The 15505-nt window shown below is 44.4% G+C and carries 11 protein-coding genes; all 11 read right to left on the bottom strand.

The annotated features are described in order from the left end of the window. Position 1 precedes the first annotated feature (1 nt). A complete protein-coding gene (locus NSQ29_RS31350) occupies positions 2 to 1774 on the bottom strand; it encodes a sensor histidine kinase (RefSeq protein ID WP_341126900.1) in 1773 nt (590 codons plus the stop codon). Between the two features lie 433 nt (positions 1775 to 2207). Next, positions 2208 to 3173, bottom strand: coding sequence for a glycoside hydrolase family 43 protein (locus tag NSQ29_RS31345; RefSeq protein ID WP_341126899.1), 966 nt, complete (start codon positions 3171 to 3173; stop codon positions 2208 to 2210). Positions 3174 to 3457: 284 nt separating this feature from the next. Beyond that, entirely contained in the window at positions 3458 to 4312 is an 855-nt protein-coding gene (locus tag NSQ29_RS31340) for a carbohydrate ABC transporter permease (RefSeq protein ID WP_042192048.1), read from the bottom strand. Beyond that, the gene (locus NSQ29_RS31335; protein ID WP_234541141.1) at positions 4302 to 5288 is read right to left on the bottom strand and encodes a carbohydrate ABC transporter permease; all 987 of its coding nucleotides are present in this window, start codon (positions 5286 to 5288) and stop codon (positions 4302 to 4304) included. The genes NSQ29_RS31340 and NSQ29_RS31335 overlap by 11 nt, the downstream gene beginning before the upstream one ends. Positions 5289 to 5350: 62 nt before the next feature. Continuing rightward, positions 5351 to 6763: an ABC transporter substrate-binding protein gene (locus NSQ29_RS31330; RefSeq protein ID WP_339243591.1), complete on the bottom strand. Its 1413-nt coding sequence runs from the start codon at positions 6761 to 6763 to the stop codon at positions 5351 to 5353. Between the two features lie 202 nt (positions 6764 to 6965). Continuing rightward, a complete protein-coding gene (locus NSQ29_RS31325) occupies positions 6966 to 8222 on the bottom strand; it encodes an extracellular solute-binding protein (protein ID WP_234541137.1) in 1257 nt (418 codons plus the stop codon). A 66-nt stretch (positions 8223 to 8288) separates the two neighbouring features. Continuing rightward, the gene (locus NSQ29_RS31320; RefSeq protein ID WP_042192060.1) at positions 8289 to 9092 is read right to left on the bottom strand and encodes a response regulator transcription factor; all 804 of its coding nucleotides are present in this window, start codon (positions 9090 to 9092) and stop codon (positions 8289 to 8291) included. Continuing rightward, on the bottom strand, positions 9089 to 10840 hold the full coding sequence (locus tag NSQ29_RS31315; RefSeq protein ID WP_341126898.1) for a sensor histidine kinase: 1752 nt from the start codon (positions 10838 to 10840) through the stop codon (positions 9089 to 9091). The genes NSQ29_RS31320 and NSQ29_RS31315 overlap by 4 nt, the downstream gene beginning before the upstream one ends. A gap of 295 nt (positions 10841 to 11135) precedes the next feature. Beyond that, positions 11136 to 11507, bottom strand: coding sequence for an iron chaperone (locus NSQ29_RS31310; protein ID WP_341126897.1), 372 nt, complete (start codon positions 11505 to 11507; stop codon positions 11136 to 11138). Between the two features lie 137 nt (positions 11508 to 11644). Further along, the gene (gene glmS, locus NSQ29_RS31305; RefSeq protein WP_341126896.1) at positions 11645 to 13477 is read right to left on the bottom strand and encodes a glutamine--fructose-6-phosphate transaminase (isomerizing); all 1833 of its coding nucleotides are present in this window, start codon (positions 13475 to 13477) and stop codon (positions 11645 to 11647) included. 632 nt (positions 13478 to 14109) lie between these two features. Then, positions 14110 to 15450: a phosphoglucosamine mutase gene (glmM, locus tag NSQ29_RS31300; RefSeq protein WP_341126895.1), complete on the bottom strand. Its 1341-nt coding sequence runs from the start codon at positions 15448 to 15450 to the stop codon at positions 14110 to 14112. Positions 15451 to 15505: the final 55 nt, after the last annotated feature.

Raw genomic sequence — 15505 nt, 5'->3', positions numbered from 1 at the left:
GTTATTTCTCTCCTTTTCGATACGGCTCTGATAGCAGATATGGAATAGTCAATTGAACAGTTGTCCCCTGCTCAGAAGAGACCATTGAGAACTTCGCTTTGTCCTTAAACAAAAGTTGTAATCGCTCTTTAATATTGTCGATACTAATCCCTTTACGCCGTCTTAAAGATTTGATAGCCCCTGCCTTCTCTATGCCCATTCCGTTATCAGAAACCTCTATCACTAAATTCTGTTCCTGCTTACTAGCTCGCACTGTAATGACAGGTTCTGCAATCGTCTGAAAGGCATGTGTAATTGCATTCTCCACAAGCGGCTGTATGCTAAATTTCGGAACAAGCGTGTGGTTCAGATCAGACTCGCATTCATATTTAATTTGAATATGACTTCCAAAACGTTGCTGGTGGATCAAAAAATAAGCTTGAATCATACTCATTTCTTCTTCCAAGTAAATCATATCAACGTCGGTATTCAGGCTTGTCTCAAGGATTCTGCCCAGTGCGATGCATACCTCATGGACCTTATGCTGTTCCTCCGGAATAACAGACATACTCTTTATTGTATTTAGAGTATTTAATAAAAAGTGAGGGTTCATCTGTGAGAGCAGAACTTGAAATCGGACAGCCTCCTTTTGCCGCTCCTCTATCTTGAGCTTAGAAATCAAACTTTCAATTTCCACTACCATCGAGTTAAAGCTTTGTGCAAGGGTTAGTATTTCTCCATCAAAGCGCTCTTCATCTAACCCCGTTTTAAGATTCGTCTTCGCCAGTTGTCGCATTTTCAATTGCAATTCCCTTAGAGGACGACTCACACTAGATGAAATAAAGAATGTCACCATGACAAACAATACGGTCAGTATGGTAAAAGTCCAGAAAAATGAACGTTTCAATTGATTGGTTTCTGCAAACAAGGTATCAAGCGGTACCATGCGGACTAAATACCATTCGAGTTTTGGAACGTAACTATAATGATAAGCAAATTGTTTATCCATTATTTTTGTGGAAGTAATCGTTTTCATTTTCTCAAATAGCTGAGCACCATTAACTTGATCACTACTTCCAGTCGTAAGTATGATCTCGCCATTCTTGTCCATGATCAAATAATGTTCACCTTGCGTTGAATTCTTCTTCATTTTAGAAATCCATTGCCTATAATCTATACCTATACGCACGATAGCATAAGGGTTTAATGATTTGTCCTTAAGAACACTGTATAGGGACAATATATCCAGACTCGTTGTATAGTCTCGGTTTACATAATTCGCCTCTCTTTGCCATCTGTAAGTTTCGTTGTTGGAGAGCATCTCCGAGTACATCGCCATCATGGTCTTTGATTGATTGTCATTGTTCAGTGGACTATACGTTAAGAATACATTGTCTTTAAGATCTGAGATGGTGTAGAACACAGGGGGGGCAGAGAGAAACAAACTGATCATAAATCCATTGAGAAGTGCTTCAATCTCGTCTCTCCGTTCAAGATAGGTATATTGCTCTGGGTGCTTCAATCTTTGTTCTGTGGATGGGTCTTGTTCAATCAATATCATTGTTTTTGCAGCAATACCCATATAATCTTCTAACTCCTGCCGAATCTTTTCTAATGAGCTTTGGCTTTGTTCACTATTTTTTAACCACATCTTTTCTTCAGCGGTGTAGAAGTTATATAGGTTAATGGATGATAGAGGTATAAGCAGCAATAAGAAATATGCAACGAAAAGCTTATACTTCAATGATGATGGAACAACTTTTTTTAATACCTGCTTTAATGAATATCGTGCCAATCCATTCCCTCCCACCTAATTGAATTTTTTATTGTTTCTTCCACTCATTTTTAGATTTTCAATACATGATTGTCAAGAGAGATGATTATATGATGCTGTGCAGAGCAAAAAACACGAAGGGAACTGGACGGTTAATCCAATTTCCACTCGTGTTAGGGAATTAGCGATAATAAATAAAAGGCTTGAATAATAAACAAATATAATTTCATCGCTTCAAATCCTTTGCGCTTTATTCCATGATTATACATCTGCCCTCCATAGGGCGATAGCCCCTGTAAAATGAATACAATATTAGATAATGGGTTTGCCTTCTAAAATCAAAAGGCTCTGACAGAAATAAAAAGACAAATAAGGATGTCTCTGAAGTATTAGCTTCAAGACATCCTTAAGTAGGTCTTCATAAGGAACTCATAGAAAGTGTCGAGTCGTTCGGTTAGAGCTCTATCGTGCGGATTTTGCCGTTTTCTTCATAATGGAGTTCCGTAAATTTCATACTGCGTTTATGGTCCACGCCGCCAGACAGCGATGCGTCATGATAGAACAAATACCATTTCTCGTTAAATTCCACGATAGAATGATGAGTCGTCCAGCCAATAACTGGATTCAGGATCGTTCCTTGAAAAACAAAAGGTCCGCAAGGCTTATCACTCACCGCGTAGACGATCTTATGGGTTGTGCCAGTAGAGTACGAGAGATAGTATTTCCCTTTATACTTGTGCATCCATGGACCCTCGAAGTACCTCCTGTCTTCATCACCCGCAAGGATTGAGTTCCCTTCTTCATCAATAATGGTAATCTCCTGAGGGTCAGATTTGAATGTCAGCATGTCTTCACTCAGCTCACCCACCCAAGGACCGTAAGCCGGTTCCTCTGGACCCTTTTCTAGCGCATCTTGTTGAAAAATACCGTCTTGCCACTTTTCTAATTGTCCACCCCATAAGCCGCCAAAATACATGTAGGCTCTTTCGTCCTCGTCCACGAATACGGCTGGATCGATGCTGAAGCTCCCTTCGATATAGCTTTCTTGAGCCTGGAAAGGACCAGACGGAGAAGTAGACGTAGCCACTCCGATACGGAAAATACCTTCCTTGTCCCGGGCCGGGAAAAACAAATAATACGTCCCCTGCCGGTACGCGGCATCGGGCGCCCACATTTGCTTCGAAGCCCAAGGCACATCCCGAAGATGAAGCGCCTCTCCATGATCTACACAGGGGGATGTAGGATCTTCCAAGGAAAACACATGATAATCCTCCATCGCATATTGGTCACCATTATCATTTGTAGGTCCATCATGGTCAATATCATGGGATGGGTAAATATACAGCTTGCCCTCAAATACATGAGCGGAGGGATCGGCTGTATAGAGATGGGTAACTAACGGTTCATTTTTTGTTGCCATAATAGGACTCTCCTCCTGATTGAGATTACGCCTGTAGCCAAGCAGAAATGGATTTTACCGTCCTTATAGGGACGGTTCCGTTTCTGCGAGAAATATCAGAACATGAGTAGACATGTGAAACTTATACTTTCTGATATTTCAAAAAAAGGTACACTAAGGCGCTCCTAAAGTATTTTCAGCTAATGTTCTCACATTTCCATAACTATAATTTAGCTAATCAACAGGCCTAGATTGGATTTGATTGGTTCCACTGCGCTACCTTATTCGAAGCCAGCTTACCGGGGTTATTCTTTGACACCACCAAGTGCCACGCCCGCGATAATATATCTGGATAACAAGAAGTAAACTATAAACAACGGTAAAGCCGTCAAAGCCAGACCCATATAGATTGAGCCGAACTCCGTTTTGTAGATATCACCTCGGAGCAAGCTGACCATGATTGGCATGGTATATTTCTCCTTCTGTGTCAGCAATATCAGCGGCATGAACAGGTTGTTCCAGTTGGCCACAAAGGCAAAGATGGCCTGTGTTGCTACTGCCGGCATCATCAGCGGTAAGATAATCCGGTTGAAAGTGAAGAATTCACCAGACCCATCTACGCGCGCAGCTTCAACGATCTCTATCGACAGAGTTGCGAGCAAGTATTGGCGCATGAAGAACACCACCGCCGGTGCAGCAATTGCTGGTAGAATCAGCGGAAGGAAATTGTTGGTCCAATGTAATTTATACATGAACTGATAGAATCCAATTGCGCTCGCTTGGGAAGGAATCATCATCACGCACATGATGAAGGTAAAGAATGGCCCCCGTAGCTTCCAGCTGTAAGTGACGAGCCCATAGGCCGCCAAGGACGAGAAATAGACTGTACAGAGGGTTGCAGAACTGGCAATAATAAATGAATTCAGGAACCCTTGAAGCGGATCAAAGCTCTTATCGAGCAACACTCGCAGATTGCTCATCATGTGGCTCGAAGGAAGCAGAGAAAGTCCGCTTTGAATTTCCGGTGTAGAGCGTGTGGCATTTACAAACATGATCCAAAACGGCAGGATACTGAGCACCGCCAAAGAGATGCAAACAACATAGATAATTGTCTTGTTGATCTTTCGGTTAACGGTTCCGCTTTTCTGATTATTTGCCATGTGTTACACCTCCCTCACGGGCTGCTATAGCAGCTTTTCTATACTTTTGTTTTTGTATTTTTTTAAGTCTTGACGCATCGCGGTCACGCATCACATAGAACAGGATTCCAGCCAGTACTGCCGAAATCAAGAACATGATCATGCTCGCTGCTGCAGCACGATTATACATATAGCTGCCCTTGAATGCTTGCCCGTAGATAAACATGGACGTGGTAAGCGTAGAATCGTCCGGTCCGCCTGCAAGGAATAATTGCGGAATATCGAACATGGTCAAACCACCCACCATCGATGTAATCAGTGTGAACAGCAATATCGTACGCAAACTCGGCAGTGTGATACGGAAGAAGGTTTGAAACCCGTTAGCCCCGTCAATCGATGCAGACTCGAAGAGAGCAGGATTTATACCCATAACGCCGGCAATCAGGACGATCATGGTGTTGCCGTACCACATCCAGAACTGGATGAACGCGACAATGCCCCGTGCTGTCGTCTTATCCTGCAAGAAGAACACCGGAGCGTCGGTCCATCCCAACATTTGAAACAAACTGTTTACAGGACCCATCGGATAGGCGAATAAAGTGCTGAACAACACGGCAATCGTACTCGCTGTGATGATATTAGGCATATAGAGCAGAACCTTGAACAAGCCTTGTCCCTTTATATTGAGACGCTTATTCGTGAACCATGCCGTTAGCAAGAGCGCGAGAAGCATCTGGGGAACGAAGTTAGTAATCCAGAGCAATCCAGTGTTGATCAAAGACTTCCGGAACGAAGGATTATCAAAGAGAAGATCTTTGAAGTTTTGAAAAGGATTATCAAGGATATGGATCGGTTTTGGTATTATTCCTTTCATATCGGTGAATCCAATGACTGCGGTATATAAAATGGGATACAGTGAGAAAATCAGAAATGCCAGGACAAACGGAAAGGTAAAAATATAACCGTATTTCGAATAGTTCACATTTTTGCGGCGCATGCTCTCACCTCTTTAGTTGATATGAAGGGGCGGGATTACTCCCCCGCCCCTCCGAATCCTTCTTATTCGCTTTCAATGCCAAGTTGGTCTTTGACTTGTTGCTTAAAGGTTTCGATCGCTTTGGCACGGTCCTTGTTGCCCGCGGTGTATTCACGCACTTGATCACGCCAGAGCTTGTTGATTGTTTCGTCGTACTGGGTCAAGTTTTTACCTGAAGCGTTTGCATTGGCCGGTACAAACACGTCGAACATGTTCTGACCACCGAGCAGTGGAACTTCACCGTTTGATTTCGACATGACAACGGAGGAAGCAACGCTGTCCTTCGTACCTTGCTCGCCTTCCTTCATGGTACCGTTAGCCCAGTAATATTGGAGTCCCGTTTCGGAGGTGTCGAGTGTAACCCACTTCACAAAGTCTGCAACAGCCTGTTTCTTGGCATCGTCCTTGGTGACGTCTTTGTTGGCAAGCAGCCAAGTGCCACCCCAGAAGAACCCTGTTGGTGGTTCGGAAACCGCCCAGTCGCCATTCGTGTCTTTTACTTGACCGTTCATCACGTAGTTGATGAGCCAAGCAGGACCGAAGAAACCGAAGATTGGTTGGGCTCCAGAGCCTGACATATCGGCGTACCAAGCTTCCGTCCAATCCGTTGTATCGTTGTGGTAGCCATTGTCTTTTAACTTTTTAGAGAGGTCAAGGAACTCTTCCCGCTTCGGATCGATATGAAGCTTGCCATCAACAATCCAACCCTTATCCGAGCTGTTCTCAATTGGATGCCAGATATCTCCATCGCCGGAAACGATGCCGTATCCTTTAGCTTTCAACTTCGCGGCTGCTTCGTAGAATTTATCCCAGCCTGGTCCAATTTCATTTTTAATAGTGGCTGGATCGTCGGTTCCAAAAACATCCTTCGCAATGGAACGGCGATAGATGAATGCACCGCCAGTCGCTTGATAGCCGAGGGCTTTCAATTTGCCGTCTAGGCTACCGATGTCAACCGAGTATTGAGCGATGCCAGCGTCCTTAACCATTTGGTCGTCAAGGCCCAGGTCAGAATAGTTGGCCGAATAGCTGGATGCATCGCCTTGTGTATACTTGAGCACAAATGCTGATTCAGCTGCAAAAATATCCGGGGCATCTTTTCCACCAGCTGCCAGAGCCTGATCAAGAGCAGGCTGATAAGCACCATCAGTGGTTGCAATAACCGTAGTTTTGAACTCAACATTCGCATCCGGATGAGTTTCCATGTACTTCTTGGTCATATTAGGTATCTCATCTGTAAAGCTCCAGAGATTGATAGTGACTTTCTCACCTGTTCCTTTTGATGGAGCTTCGGTAGCGTTTGCTGCTGGTGCAGTCGTTGGGCTTGAGCTAGATGAATTAGAATTAGAATTCGAGTTCCCACCACATGCTGCGAGAGCAGATGACATCACGAGCAATGTAGAGAGCCCCACTAAACTACGTTTCATACTTTTCATATCTTTGCCTCCCCTTTTGTATTATCACTTCGGTTTTATGTAACCGCATTCATAATTATAGATCCTGCAATCCTTAAGCATAAGGACACCCTCTTTAGGAAAACTTCCACTATTTTTAGATTCAGTTCTATAGAGCGCAAAAAAAGAGACGCCAAGGGATCTATCCCTTGGTGTCTCCATACTCTGTTTATATTTCTGATCATTACTTATCCGCTTTTAGCGCATCATCCTGCTTCTTGATGAATTCTTCAGGTGTGACGGCTTCACCGAACAATGCCTGAATCTGATTCATGTGTATGGTAGATGCGACTGGCTTCATTTGTGTATCCAGATAAAGAGTTACTTTATTAGCCTTATTTAACTCGTTTAATAGATCAATGAACATTTGCGGTAGCTTGATGGCCGCAGTATCTACTTTGGTAGCCGGGATTACGCCTGCATTGACAACAGAATGCTCCCCCCACTTTTGAACGAAAAAGCTGACGAATTCTTTGGCCTCCAGAGCATGTTTGGAATTTTTGGAAACGAACAATCCAGTGCCCGGACCACCGACCCAATCATCGACGTTACCTTTGCCGCCTTCAACTGTCGGGAACTTGAAATAACCGATGTTGACTTTAAATTCTTGGGCTATATTTGTTGTGGTCGTGAAATCTGGCAGCTCCCAAGTCCCTGTAACGAACATGGCTGACTTTCCGTTCATGAACTGTACCTTAGCTTCATCATTGGATAATCCGTTGTAGCCTTTGATGAATGTGTTCAGGTTTACCAATTCTTGTACTTGTCTTGCAGCCTCTAGCAAGGAAGGATCTGTGAAGTCCTGATCCGCAACAGCTTTATCCATCAGGTTAGGTCCCCCAATACGATCAGCTAGATACATGTACCAGAAGGAAGCCGGCCAACCGTCCTTGCCTCCAAGAGTAACAGGTGTTATGCCATTGTTGTTCAGTGTTCGAATGATCGCTTTGAGATCATCCAAGGTTTGGGGAGGCTGCAGATTAAATTCTGAAAATATTTCTTTATTATAGTAGACCGGAACTATGTTTAGTTCGACAGGAAGGGCATACGTCTTCCCATCAAAGGAGTACCCCTCCGTCGTACCAGCTACGAATTTTCCTTTCAACTCATCCTGTAAAAGATCGTCCACGGCTGCAAACTTATCTCCCCTAACATAAGGATCCATAAAGCCTGCTGCCCAGGTGAATCCGATGTCCGGTAGATCGTTGGAAGCGGCAAGTACCTTCAGTTTGCTTTTATACTGCTCATTTTCAAGAACTTCTGTCTTGATGGTGATATTCGGATTAGCTTCTTCAAATTCTCTGATGATTTCTTTTACCATTTTGTTTTGCGCGGAGTTATTGCTATCCGGCCATAGATGCATCATTTTTAAAGTGATTTTCTCGCCGTCGCTCTTGCTGCTATTCCCCTTATCCCCATTGCAAGCTGTTGTTATCAACAACAATGTTAAGAAAAGGGTGATGGATAATCCGATCCTCTTCGTAGATATTCCCCCCTTGCCGAGCCGTCATTGGATATTCGCTTCTATACCATTCCTCATGGAAGAACGATACTGCCCTGGACTCATTCTTTCGTATTCCTTGAACAGCTTGTTGAAATATTTAACCGTCTGGTAACCCGTAAGGCTGGCAATTTCCGCTATAGGCAGATTCGTTTTCAACAGTAATTCCTTCGCTTTCTGCAATTTTCTACGGGCGACATACTCGCTGAAATTCATCTGGCATTGCTCCTTGAAAAGAGAACTGAAATAGCTCCCGTTCAGATGAACAAGTCCGGCTACTTCCTGCAGGCTGATCGCCTCTTCTATATGCATTTCCACATAGTCTATCGCCTGACGGACCGGATCGCTTAATGCGGCATCTTCATCTCTTATGGCCATTAATTGTGGATCAGCCATCTTCCGCATGAAGCCGATATGTTCCTGCTCCTCCCCTGCCTTCAGGGCATTCTCCACAGATGCGATTAGCTTTTCCCGACTGGCTGGCTTGAGCAAATATTCAACTACGGACAACTGAATCGCTTGCTGAGCATACTCGAACTCGGCATGACCGGAGATGAGAATAACGGATGGCTGACGCTGTATTTTTTTATCCCTTATTTGACTAACTAAAGAAAGACCACTGATTCCCGGCATGCGGATATCCGATATCATGAGCTCCACTGGTATTTCCTCCAAAATTTCAATAGCCGAGATCCCATTGCTTGCCGTAAGGATTTCATAATGACCGGCTGCCCACACCTCTAGTATTTTCTTCATTCCTTCTCTAGATCTCGGTTCATCGTCGACAATAAGAATTGTTCGGCTTCTCATGACATTTTGTCTCCTCGAACAGGAATTTTGATGTTTATACGGGTACCTTGACCTTTTTGGCTATCGATGGTCATTGCCGCACCCTGCTCATTCTCTCTCGAAAAAAATAGTTGAAGCCTTCTATGCACATTAGCGATTCCGACACCGGAATCTTTTGAAGAAGATACCTTTCCGCTATCCAGCCCTTCCACAAGAGAGCGCAGCATCTCCTCGTCCATTCCCATCCCGTCATCTTCCACCGTAATGGTGACCCATTCTTCATCTCCAGCAACCGTTAGCTTTATCCATCCCGGTTCAATCTTGCTCTCGACCCCATGCAATACGGCATTCTCTACAAGGGGCTGCAGCAACAGTCGGGGTAACTCCACATTCGAAAATTCAGGAGGAACCTCAATTTCCCACTCCAAGCGATCTTCAAATCGCATCTTCATAATAAGCAAATATCGCTTTACATGCTCCAGCTCATCCTGTAACTTCACCCATCCCCCTTTACTCGAGCCGGTGATCGTATAACGGAATAAATCAGACATGGCGACAACATACTCTGCCAGTTGATCTTCATCCCTATCCAACAATGACCAGTACAGAACATCTAGGGTATTGAACAAAAAATGCGGATTAATCTGCGCCTGAAGTGCCTTCAACTCCGTATGACTCCGGGATAACTCCTTCTCATAAACTAACTGGATCAGCTCGTTGATATTATCAACCATTTTGTTATAGGAATAATTCAGTTCCTGAATTTCCATAGTGGACGATACGTTTTCGATAGGCTTCAGAATGCCTAGACGGGTACTTCTCATAGCTTTGATCAACCTGAACACAGGTCTGGTAATAAGTATAGATAGGAAAAACGAAAGCAAGGTGAACAGTAAGGTACCCATCAAGGCCGATACGACAATGGTCGTCCGCAAGACCGATATCCCCTTGGTGATGACGTTCACCGGGGTTAAGATGAGTAGCGTCCATCCTGTCACGGAAGACCGCTGTTTGACAACGATAAAGGATCGTTTGCCGATAGAAACATTCTGATCGTCAGATTCCTCCACCAGCTTTGCTGCTGTCTTTTGTGAAATACTGTCATCGTTAGACGTGATGAACTGCCCATCAGGAGCGAGAAGTAATACTGTTTCTCCGTCCCCTTCCCCGGATAAAGACTCTTTAAGTGCAAACTTGTCTCGGTCTGAGCGAATGAGTAAATACCCTCCAGTTGTGAAATGCCGATCAATAAGGCTGATCTGTCGAATCGCCACAAGCGATGTAGGATCGAGCGGATCAATACCGAACCAAACGAGACTGCCTTCCTTTCTCGTCGCCATTTCGATCCAATCTTCGGGTACCTTATCTCTAAGGGTGCTGCCGTCGAGAGGATACAGCCTCACTCCGTCTTTATTATAAAGCTCAACAGATTTGATGCCGTCCGTGTAGATTTGGACCAGATTGATAATAGATGGCAGCGCTTGCCGTTCCGTAAAGGTAGCGGGATGACCCTCTATATCGCGTAAAAGGAGTTGCTGAATATAATCGTTAGTCGAGACCAGCGTCGTCAGAGAATTAATCTGTTCGAGAACGCTTTCCAAACGGCCGTTAGCCTGAATCGCGGTTTGCTGAATATGCTTCTCCGCATTGTTCTTGAGTAGCGTCGAGACTGAATGGAACGTAATCCCTCCAACGAACGTCAGAATGATGAGCATGACGGCGAGAAAACCGAGCAACATTTGATTTCGCAGCGTATTTAACTTTAACATCGACAGTATCCGCCGCATGCAGTCTCTTCCCCTCTTTGTCATATGAGCATGAGATGATCGCCCCTATCCGTAAAAAAGTAAGGGCTTTCAACCTTTTCAGTCATTATATTAGCATGTTTGCTAATGATCCGCTAAGAAAGAATTATGGATTCGACAAAAAGAACTAATATTCTCGCCCCCAATACCGACAGACGGGGTCATTAGCTCCATTTCTAGCAACCTTTTATGTAGGAGTGTCTTACTCCTAATTAAAAAAATCCCGATGATGTATTCATCATCGAGGCTAACTAATTTTTTATTTTCGCCAAAAAGTTGAACAATCTGCCTTATCCATAATGTTAAACTCGATCATTTTCTCAAGTAATGAGAAATCAACCGGACTATCCCACCGGATCCGTAACAACTGCTTGGTGTGATCATAGCCAGCCTGTACAATTGCATCAGAGAAATGATTAATCCCTGCGATTTCAGGCGCAACAGCCATATGTTGTTTGGATATGCTAAAGCCAATAATATAGGTGTCGTGATCGGTGAACATAGGCTGATTCCACGCAATTTTTGGTTTTAAATCTGTGAATTTCTTAGTTACCCAAGCCAACACCTCTTCCATTCGCTCCCGATGCTGCGGGTTATCAATTTGCGCTAAATAGTCTGCAAAAACCTCCATGTCGATCACTCCTAACCTCAGAATCGCCTTTTGTTCAGGCGTAGTTACAAAAAAACACCCCGTTAGATAATCATATCTAACGGGGTGTTAGGGTGCAACTTTTTATAACGGTACTATTGTGTGGGAAAGGTTATATCCTACTCCACAGTGACACTCTTCGCCAAGTTACGTGGTTTATCCACATCATGACCTAGCGCAAGAGAAGCATAATAAGACAATAATTGCAGAGGTACTACAGACAACGCTGCTGTCAGCATTGGCAATGTCTTAGGAATAACAAACACTTGATCTACTGATCTAAGCAGGTCAGTCAAATGCTCTTGGTGAGTAATTGCAAGCACGTCTGCGCCGCGAGCTTTCACTTCTTTGATGTTGCTGACGGTCTTCTCAAGCACAGCTTCCTGAGTTGCCAAGGCAATAACCGGAACGCCTTCCTCGATCAGAGCCAATGTACCGTGTTTCAATTCACCTGCAGCATAAGCTTCGGAGTGAATATAAGAGATTTCTTTCAGCTTCAAGGAACCTTCTTGAGCAACTGCATAGTCTACGCCGCGGCCGATGAAGAACAGGTTCTTGTGCTCAGAAATTTGTTCTGCATAACCTTTGATCGCTTCTTTTTGAGCTAGGATCTCTTCCACTTGCTCTGGTAGAGCTTGCATAGCTGCTAAAATCTTAGCCACTTGAGCTTCGGTTTGTGTACCACGTATTTCAGCCAAGTAAAGAGCAAACAATCCGAAAGCGACCAATTGTGAGGTGTAGGCTTTGGTCGAGGCAACAGCAATTTCTGGACCTGCCAAGGTTACCAACACATCATTCGCTTCGCGAGCAATAGAGCTGCCCACTACGTTTGTGATTGCCAGAACATGTGCACCATTAGCTTGCGCTTCACGAAGAGCTGCCAAAGTATCTGCAGTCTCACCGGATTGGCTGACAACAATAACCAAAGTTTCCGGGGTCACGATTGGTGAACGGTAACGATATTCCGAAGCAATGTCATTCTCTACTGGAATACGAACCAAAGATTCGATCATAGTACGTCCTACCACACCAGCGTTGTATGCCGTTCCGCAAGCAACAACTTGGATGTTACGGAGGTTCTTAATTTGTTCTTCCGTCATGTTCAACTCTGGCAAAACAACCTTGTTGCCTTCAGCATTAATACGACCACGCATAGTGTCGCGGTAAGCCTTAGGCTGCTCGTGGATTTCTTTCAACATGAAATGCTCGTAGCCGCCTTTTTCTGCGGTAACTGCATCCCAATCGACAGTAATCATTTCCCGAGAAATAAAGTTTCCTTCAATCGTCATCAGTTCGACAGCATCTCTTGTCAAGACTGCCATTTCGCCGTCGTTCAAAATATATACGTTACGGGTATATTCAAGCAATGCAGGAATATCTGACCCGATAAAGTTTTCTCCTTCGCCAAGACCGATAATGAGCGGGCTTGCTTGACGCACAGCCACCAATTTATCTGGTTCATATTCAGTCAGGACGCCTAATGCAAAAGCACCGCGCATGAAGGTGATCGCTTTTTGCACAGCTTTCACGATATCTCCATCATATTCGCGAGCAATCAGGTGTGAAATAACTTCTGTATCTGTTTCGGAGACAAAGTGGCATCCGCCAGCGATCAGCTCTTCTTTCAGATCCAGATAGTTTTCGACAATACCGTTATGAACGACCGAGAACTTCATGCTGTTATCCGTATGTGGATGGGAATTCTCATCGGATGGTTTACCATGAGTTGCCCAGCGTGTGTGTCCGATACCTGCGCTACCTGCCAGTGGGCTGCCTTCCAGCTTCGACTGCAGATTCGCCAAACGGCCTTGTGCTTTCACTACTTGCAGTCCTTCCCCAGTGAATACAGCAATACCAGCAGAATCATATCCCCGATACTCCAGCTTCTTCAAACCTTCAACCAAGATCCCCTGCGAATTCTGATTACCAATATATCCTACAATACCACACATTATTATTTCCCCCGTCCGAGTTATCGTAATGTGGCGGCATAAGGAAAGAAACGTGCCGTGCGGCATGTTTTTGAGAAAAAGCAAATATTCTGTTGTATTTTTGGATCAACAAAATAAACTGTCACTTACATCTTATGTTCATGAAATGCACAGCCTTCTTCTCTGCCGTGGCAGAACCAACGTGTTTCTTTACGATGCGCGCACACATGAATTTTATATTTCTTATGCACCCATGAAAACGTTGTGTGAAAGGTCGCCCTTCCATTTTCCGTCTCCATTTACGGCTCTGGTGCATCACCGGGAGGTCCCCGCCGAACATTTCGAACACCTCCACCTCGTCAGCTTACGTCTGCCGTGATCCGTTCAAGCCTTGTCTACATAACCATGTAGCAGCTTTCCCTTCTCCCCCGCGCTCGACCAAGCTCTGGCGCTTGCTATTGCAAACCTCACAATCCTCGCTTTCCTTCTAGAATGACACTTAATCTATTATATGCACCTTACATTACTTTGGCAATGCTGCACCAACCTAAATTTCACAAATCCCTGTTCAGACGATCCATCCAAAAATAATAAACACCGGTGTAACGAGTCCAAATCGCTCTCTACACCGGCTATATAGGTATGGTGATGAATTATACCAATTCGCGTTGAACAACTTCTACAATTTGATTCACATAAAGATCTAGATCTGCCTTATCAGGGCCTTCTGCCATGACGCGAATCAAAGACTCCGTACCCGACGGACGTACAAGCACACGGCCATTGTCGCCTAGCTTGCCTTCTACTTCAGCAATAGCTGCTTCGATAGCCTGGTTGTTAGGATAATTGGTCTTATCTTGTACACGAACATTGACTAGAACCTGCGGGTATTTCGTCATCATGCTCTTAACCTCGCTAAGCTGCTTACCGGAAGCTTTAAGCGTATCTACCAGCTGGATAGCCGTCAGAATACCATCACCTGTTGTATTATAATCAAGGAAGATAACATGTCCGGACTGTTCTCCACCTAGATTAAAACCACTACGGCGCATTTCTTCCATCACATACCGGTCGCCTACAGCTGTTTTAGCAGTGTTCAGGGATAATTTCTCGGTAGCTTTGTAGAATCCGATATTACTCATAACCGTTGATACAATTGTGCTATCCTTCAACTTACCAGCACGATTCATTGCATCCCCACAAATACAGAGAATAAAGTCTCCGTCCACTTCATCGCCTTTATTGTCGATCGCAATCAAACGGTCAGCATCTCCGTCAAAAGCAAGTCCCAAATCCGCTCCATGACGTAATACTTCCTCACGCAAAGTCTCTGGATGTGTCGAACCAAATCCAGCATTAATATTCAATCCATCAGGCTCAGCACCAATAGAAATAACCTCAGCGCCCAGCTCTCTGAACAATCTTGGTGCAAGTTCATACGCTGCGCCGTGAGCACAGTCGAGTACAACCTTAATTCCCTTGAAATCTTGAGAAATGGTTGTCTTCAAATACTCCAGATAGAGGTACTTGGCGTCATTATCAACCGTAACCATACCTAAACCAGAGCCGATAGGACGAGGCAATTCATCTACTTCAGCATCCATTAGTTCTTCAATACGCAGCTCAGTTTCATCCGTAAGCTTGAAACCATCTCCGCCAAAGAACTTAATGCCATTATCTTCAACCGGATTATGTGATGCCGAAATCATGACCCCTGCATCTGCCTTTAATAATCTCGTAATATAGGCAACAGCAGGTGTACTCACTACACCTATACGGATTACATCTGCCCCAATAGACAGCAAACCAGCAATAAGAGCCGATTCGAGCAAAGGTCCGGAAATTCGTGTATCCATCCCAATGACAACCTTTGGTTTATGCACGTTACCCGCTAGTACATATCCTCCACAGCGACCAATGCTGTAAGCCATTTCTGCAGTTAATTCACGGTTTGCTACTCCCCGCACACCGTCAGTTCCAAAATACTTCCCCATTATTTTTCTCCTTTGAATACGCTACATTAGCTTAATGTTCTATCCTATGATTTGA

This window comes from Paenibacillus sp. FSL F4-0236, assembly GCF_038000135.1.
Lineage (GTDB): Bacteria > Bacillota > Bacilli > Paenibacillales > Paenibacillaceae > Paenibacillus_AQ.
Note: the sequence above shows the minus strand (reverse complement) of the source record. Positions and strands in the feature narration are given on the sequence as shown.

Coding starts and splice junctions, on each gene's coding strand:
- glmS (WP_341126896.1), bottom strand. CDS start 13,477: ATGTGTGGTATTGTAGGATATATTGGTAATCAGAATTCGCAGGGGATC.
- glmM (WP_341126895.1), bottom strand. CDS start 15,450: ATGGGGAAGTATTTTGGAACTGACGGTGTGCGGGGAGTAGCAAACCGT.
- NSQ29_RS31320 (WP_042192060.1), bottom strand. CDS start 9,092: ATGAGAAGCCGAACAATTCTTATTGTCGACGATGAACCGAGATCTAGA.
- NSQ29_RS31335 (WP_234541141.1), bottom strand. CDS start 5,288: ATGCGCCGCAAAAATGTGAACTATTCGAAATACGGTTATATTTTTACC.
- NSQ29_RS31330 (WP_339243591.1), bottom strand. CDS start 6,763: ATGAAAAGTATGAAACGTAGTTTAGTGGGGCTCTCTACATTGCTCGTG.
- NSQ29_RS31315 (WP_341126898.1), bottom strand. CDS start 10,840: ATGTTAAAGTTAAATACGCTGCGAAATCAAATGTTGCTCGGTTTTCTC.
- NSQ29_RS31310 (WP_341126897.1), bottom strand. CDS start 11,507: ATGGAGGTTTTTGCAGACTATTTAGCGCAAATTGATAACCCGCAGCAT.
- NSQ29_RS31345 (WP_341126899.1), bottom strand. CDS start 3,173: ATGGCAACAAAAAATGAACCGTTAGTTACCCATCTCTATACAGCCGAT.
- NSQ29_RS31340 (WP_042192048.1), bottom strand. CDS start 4,312: ATGGCAAATAATCAGAAAAGCGGAACCGTTAACCGAAAGATCAACAAG.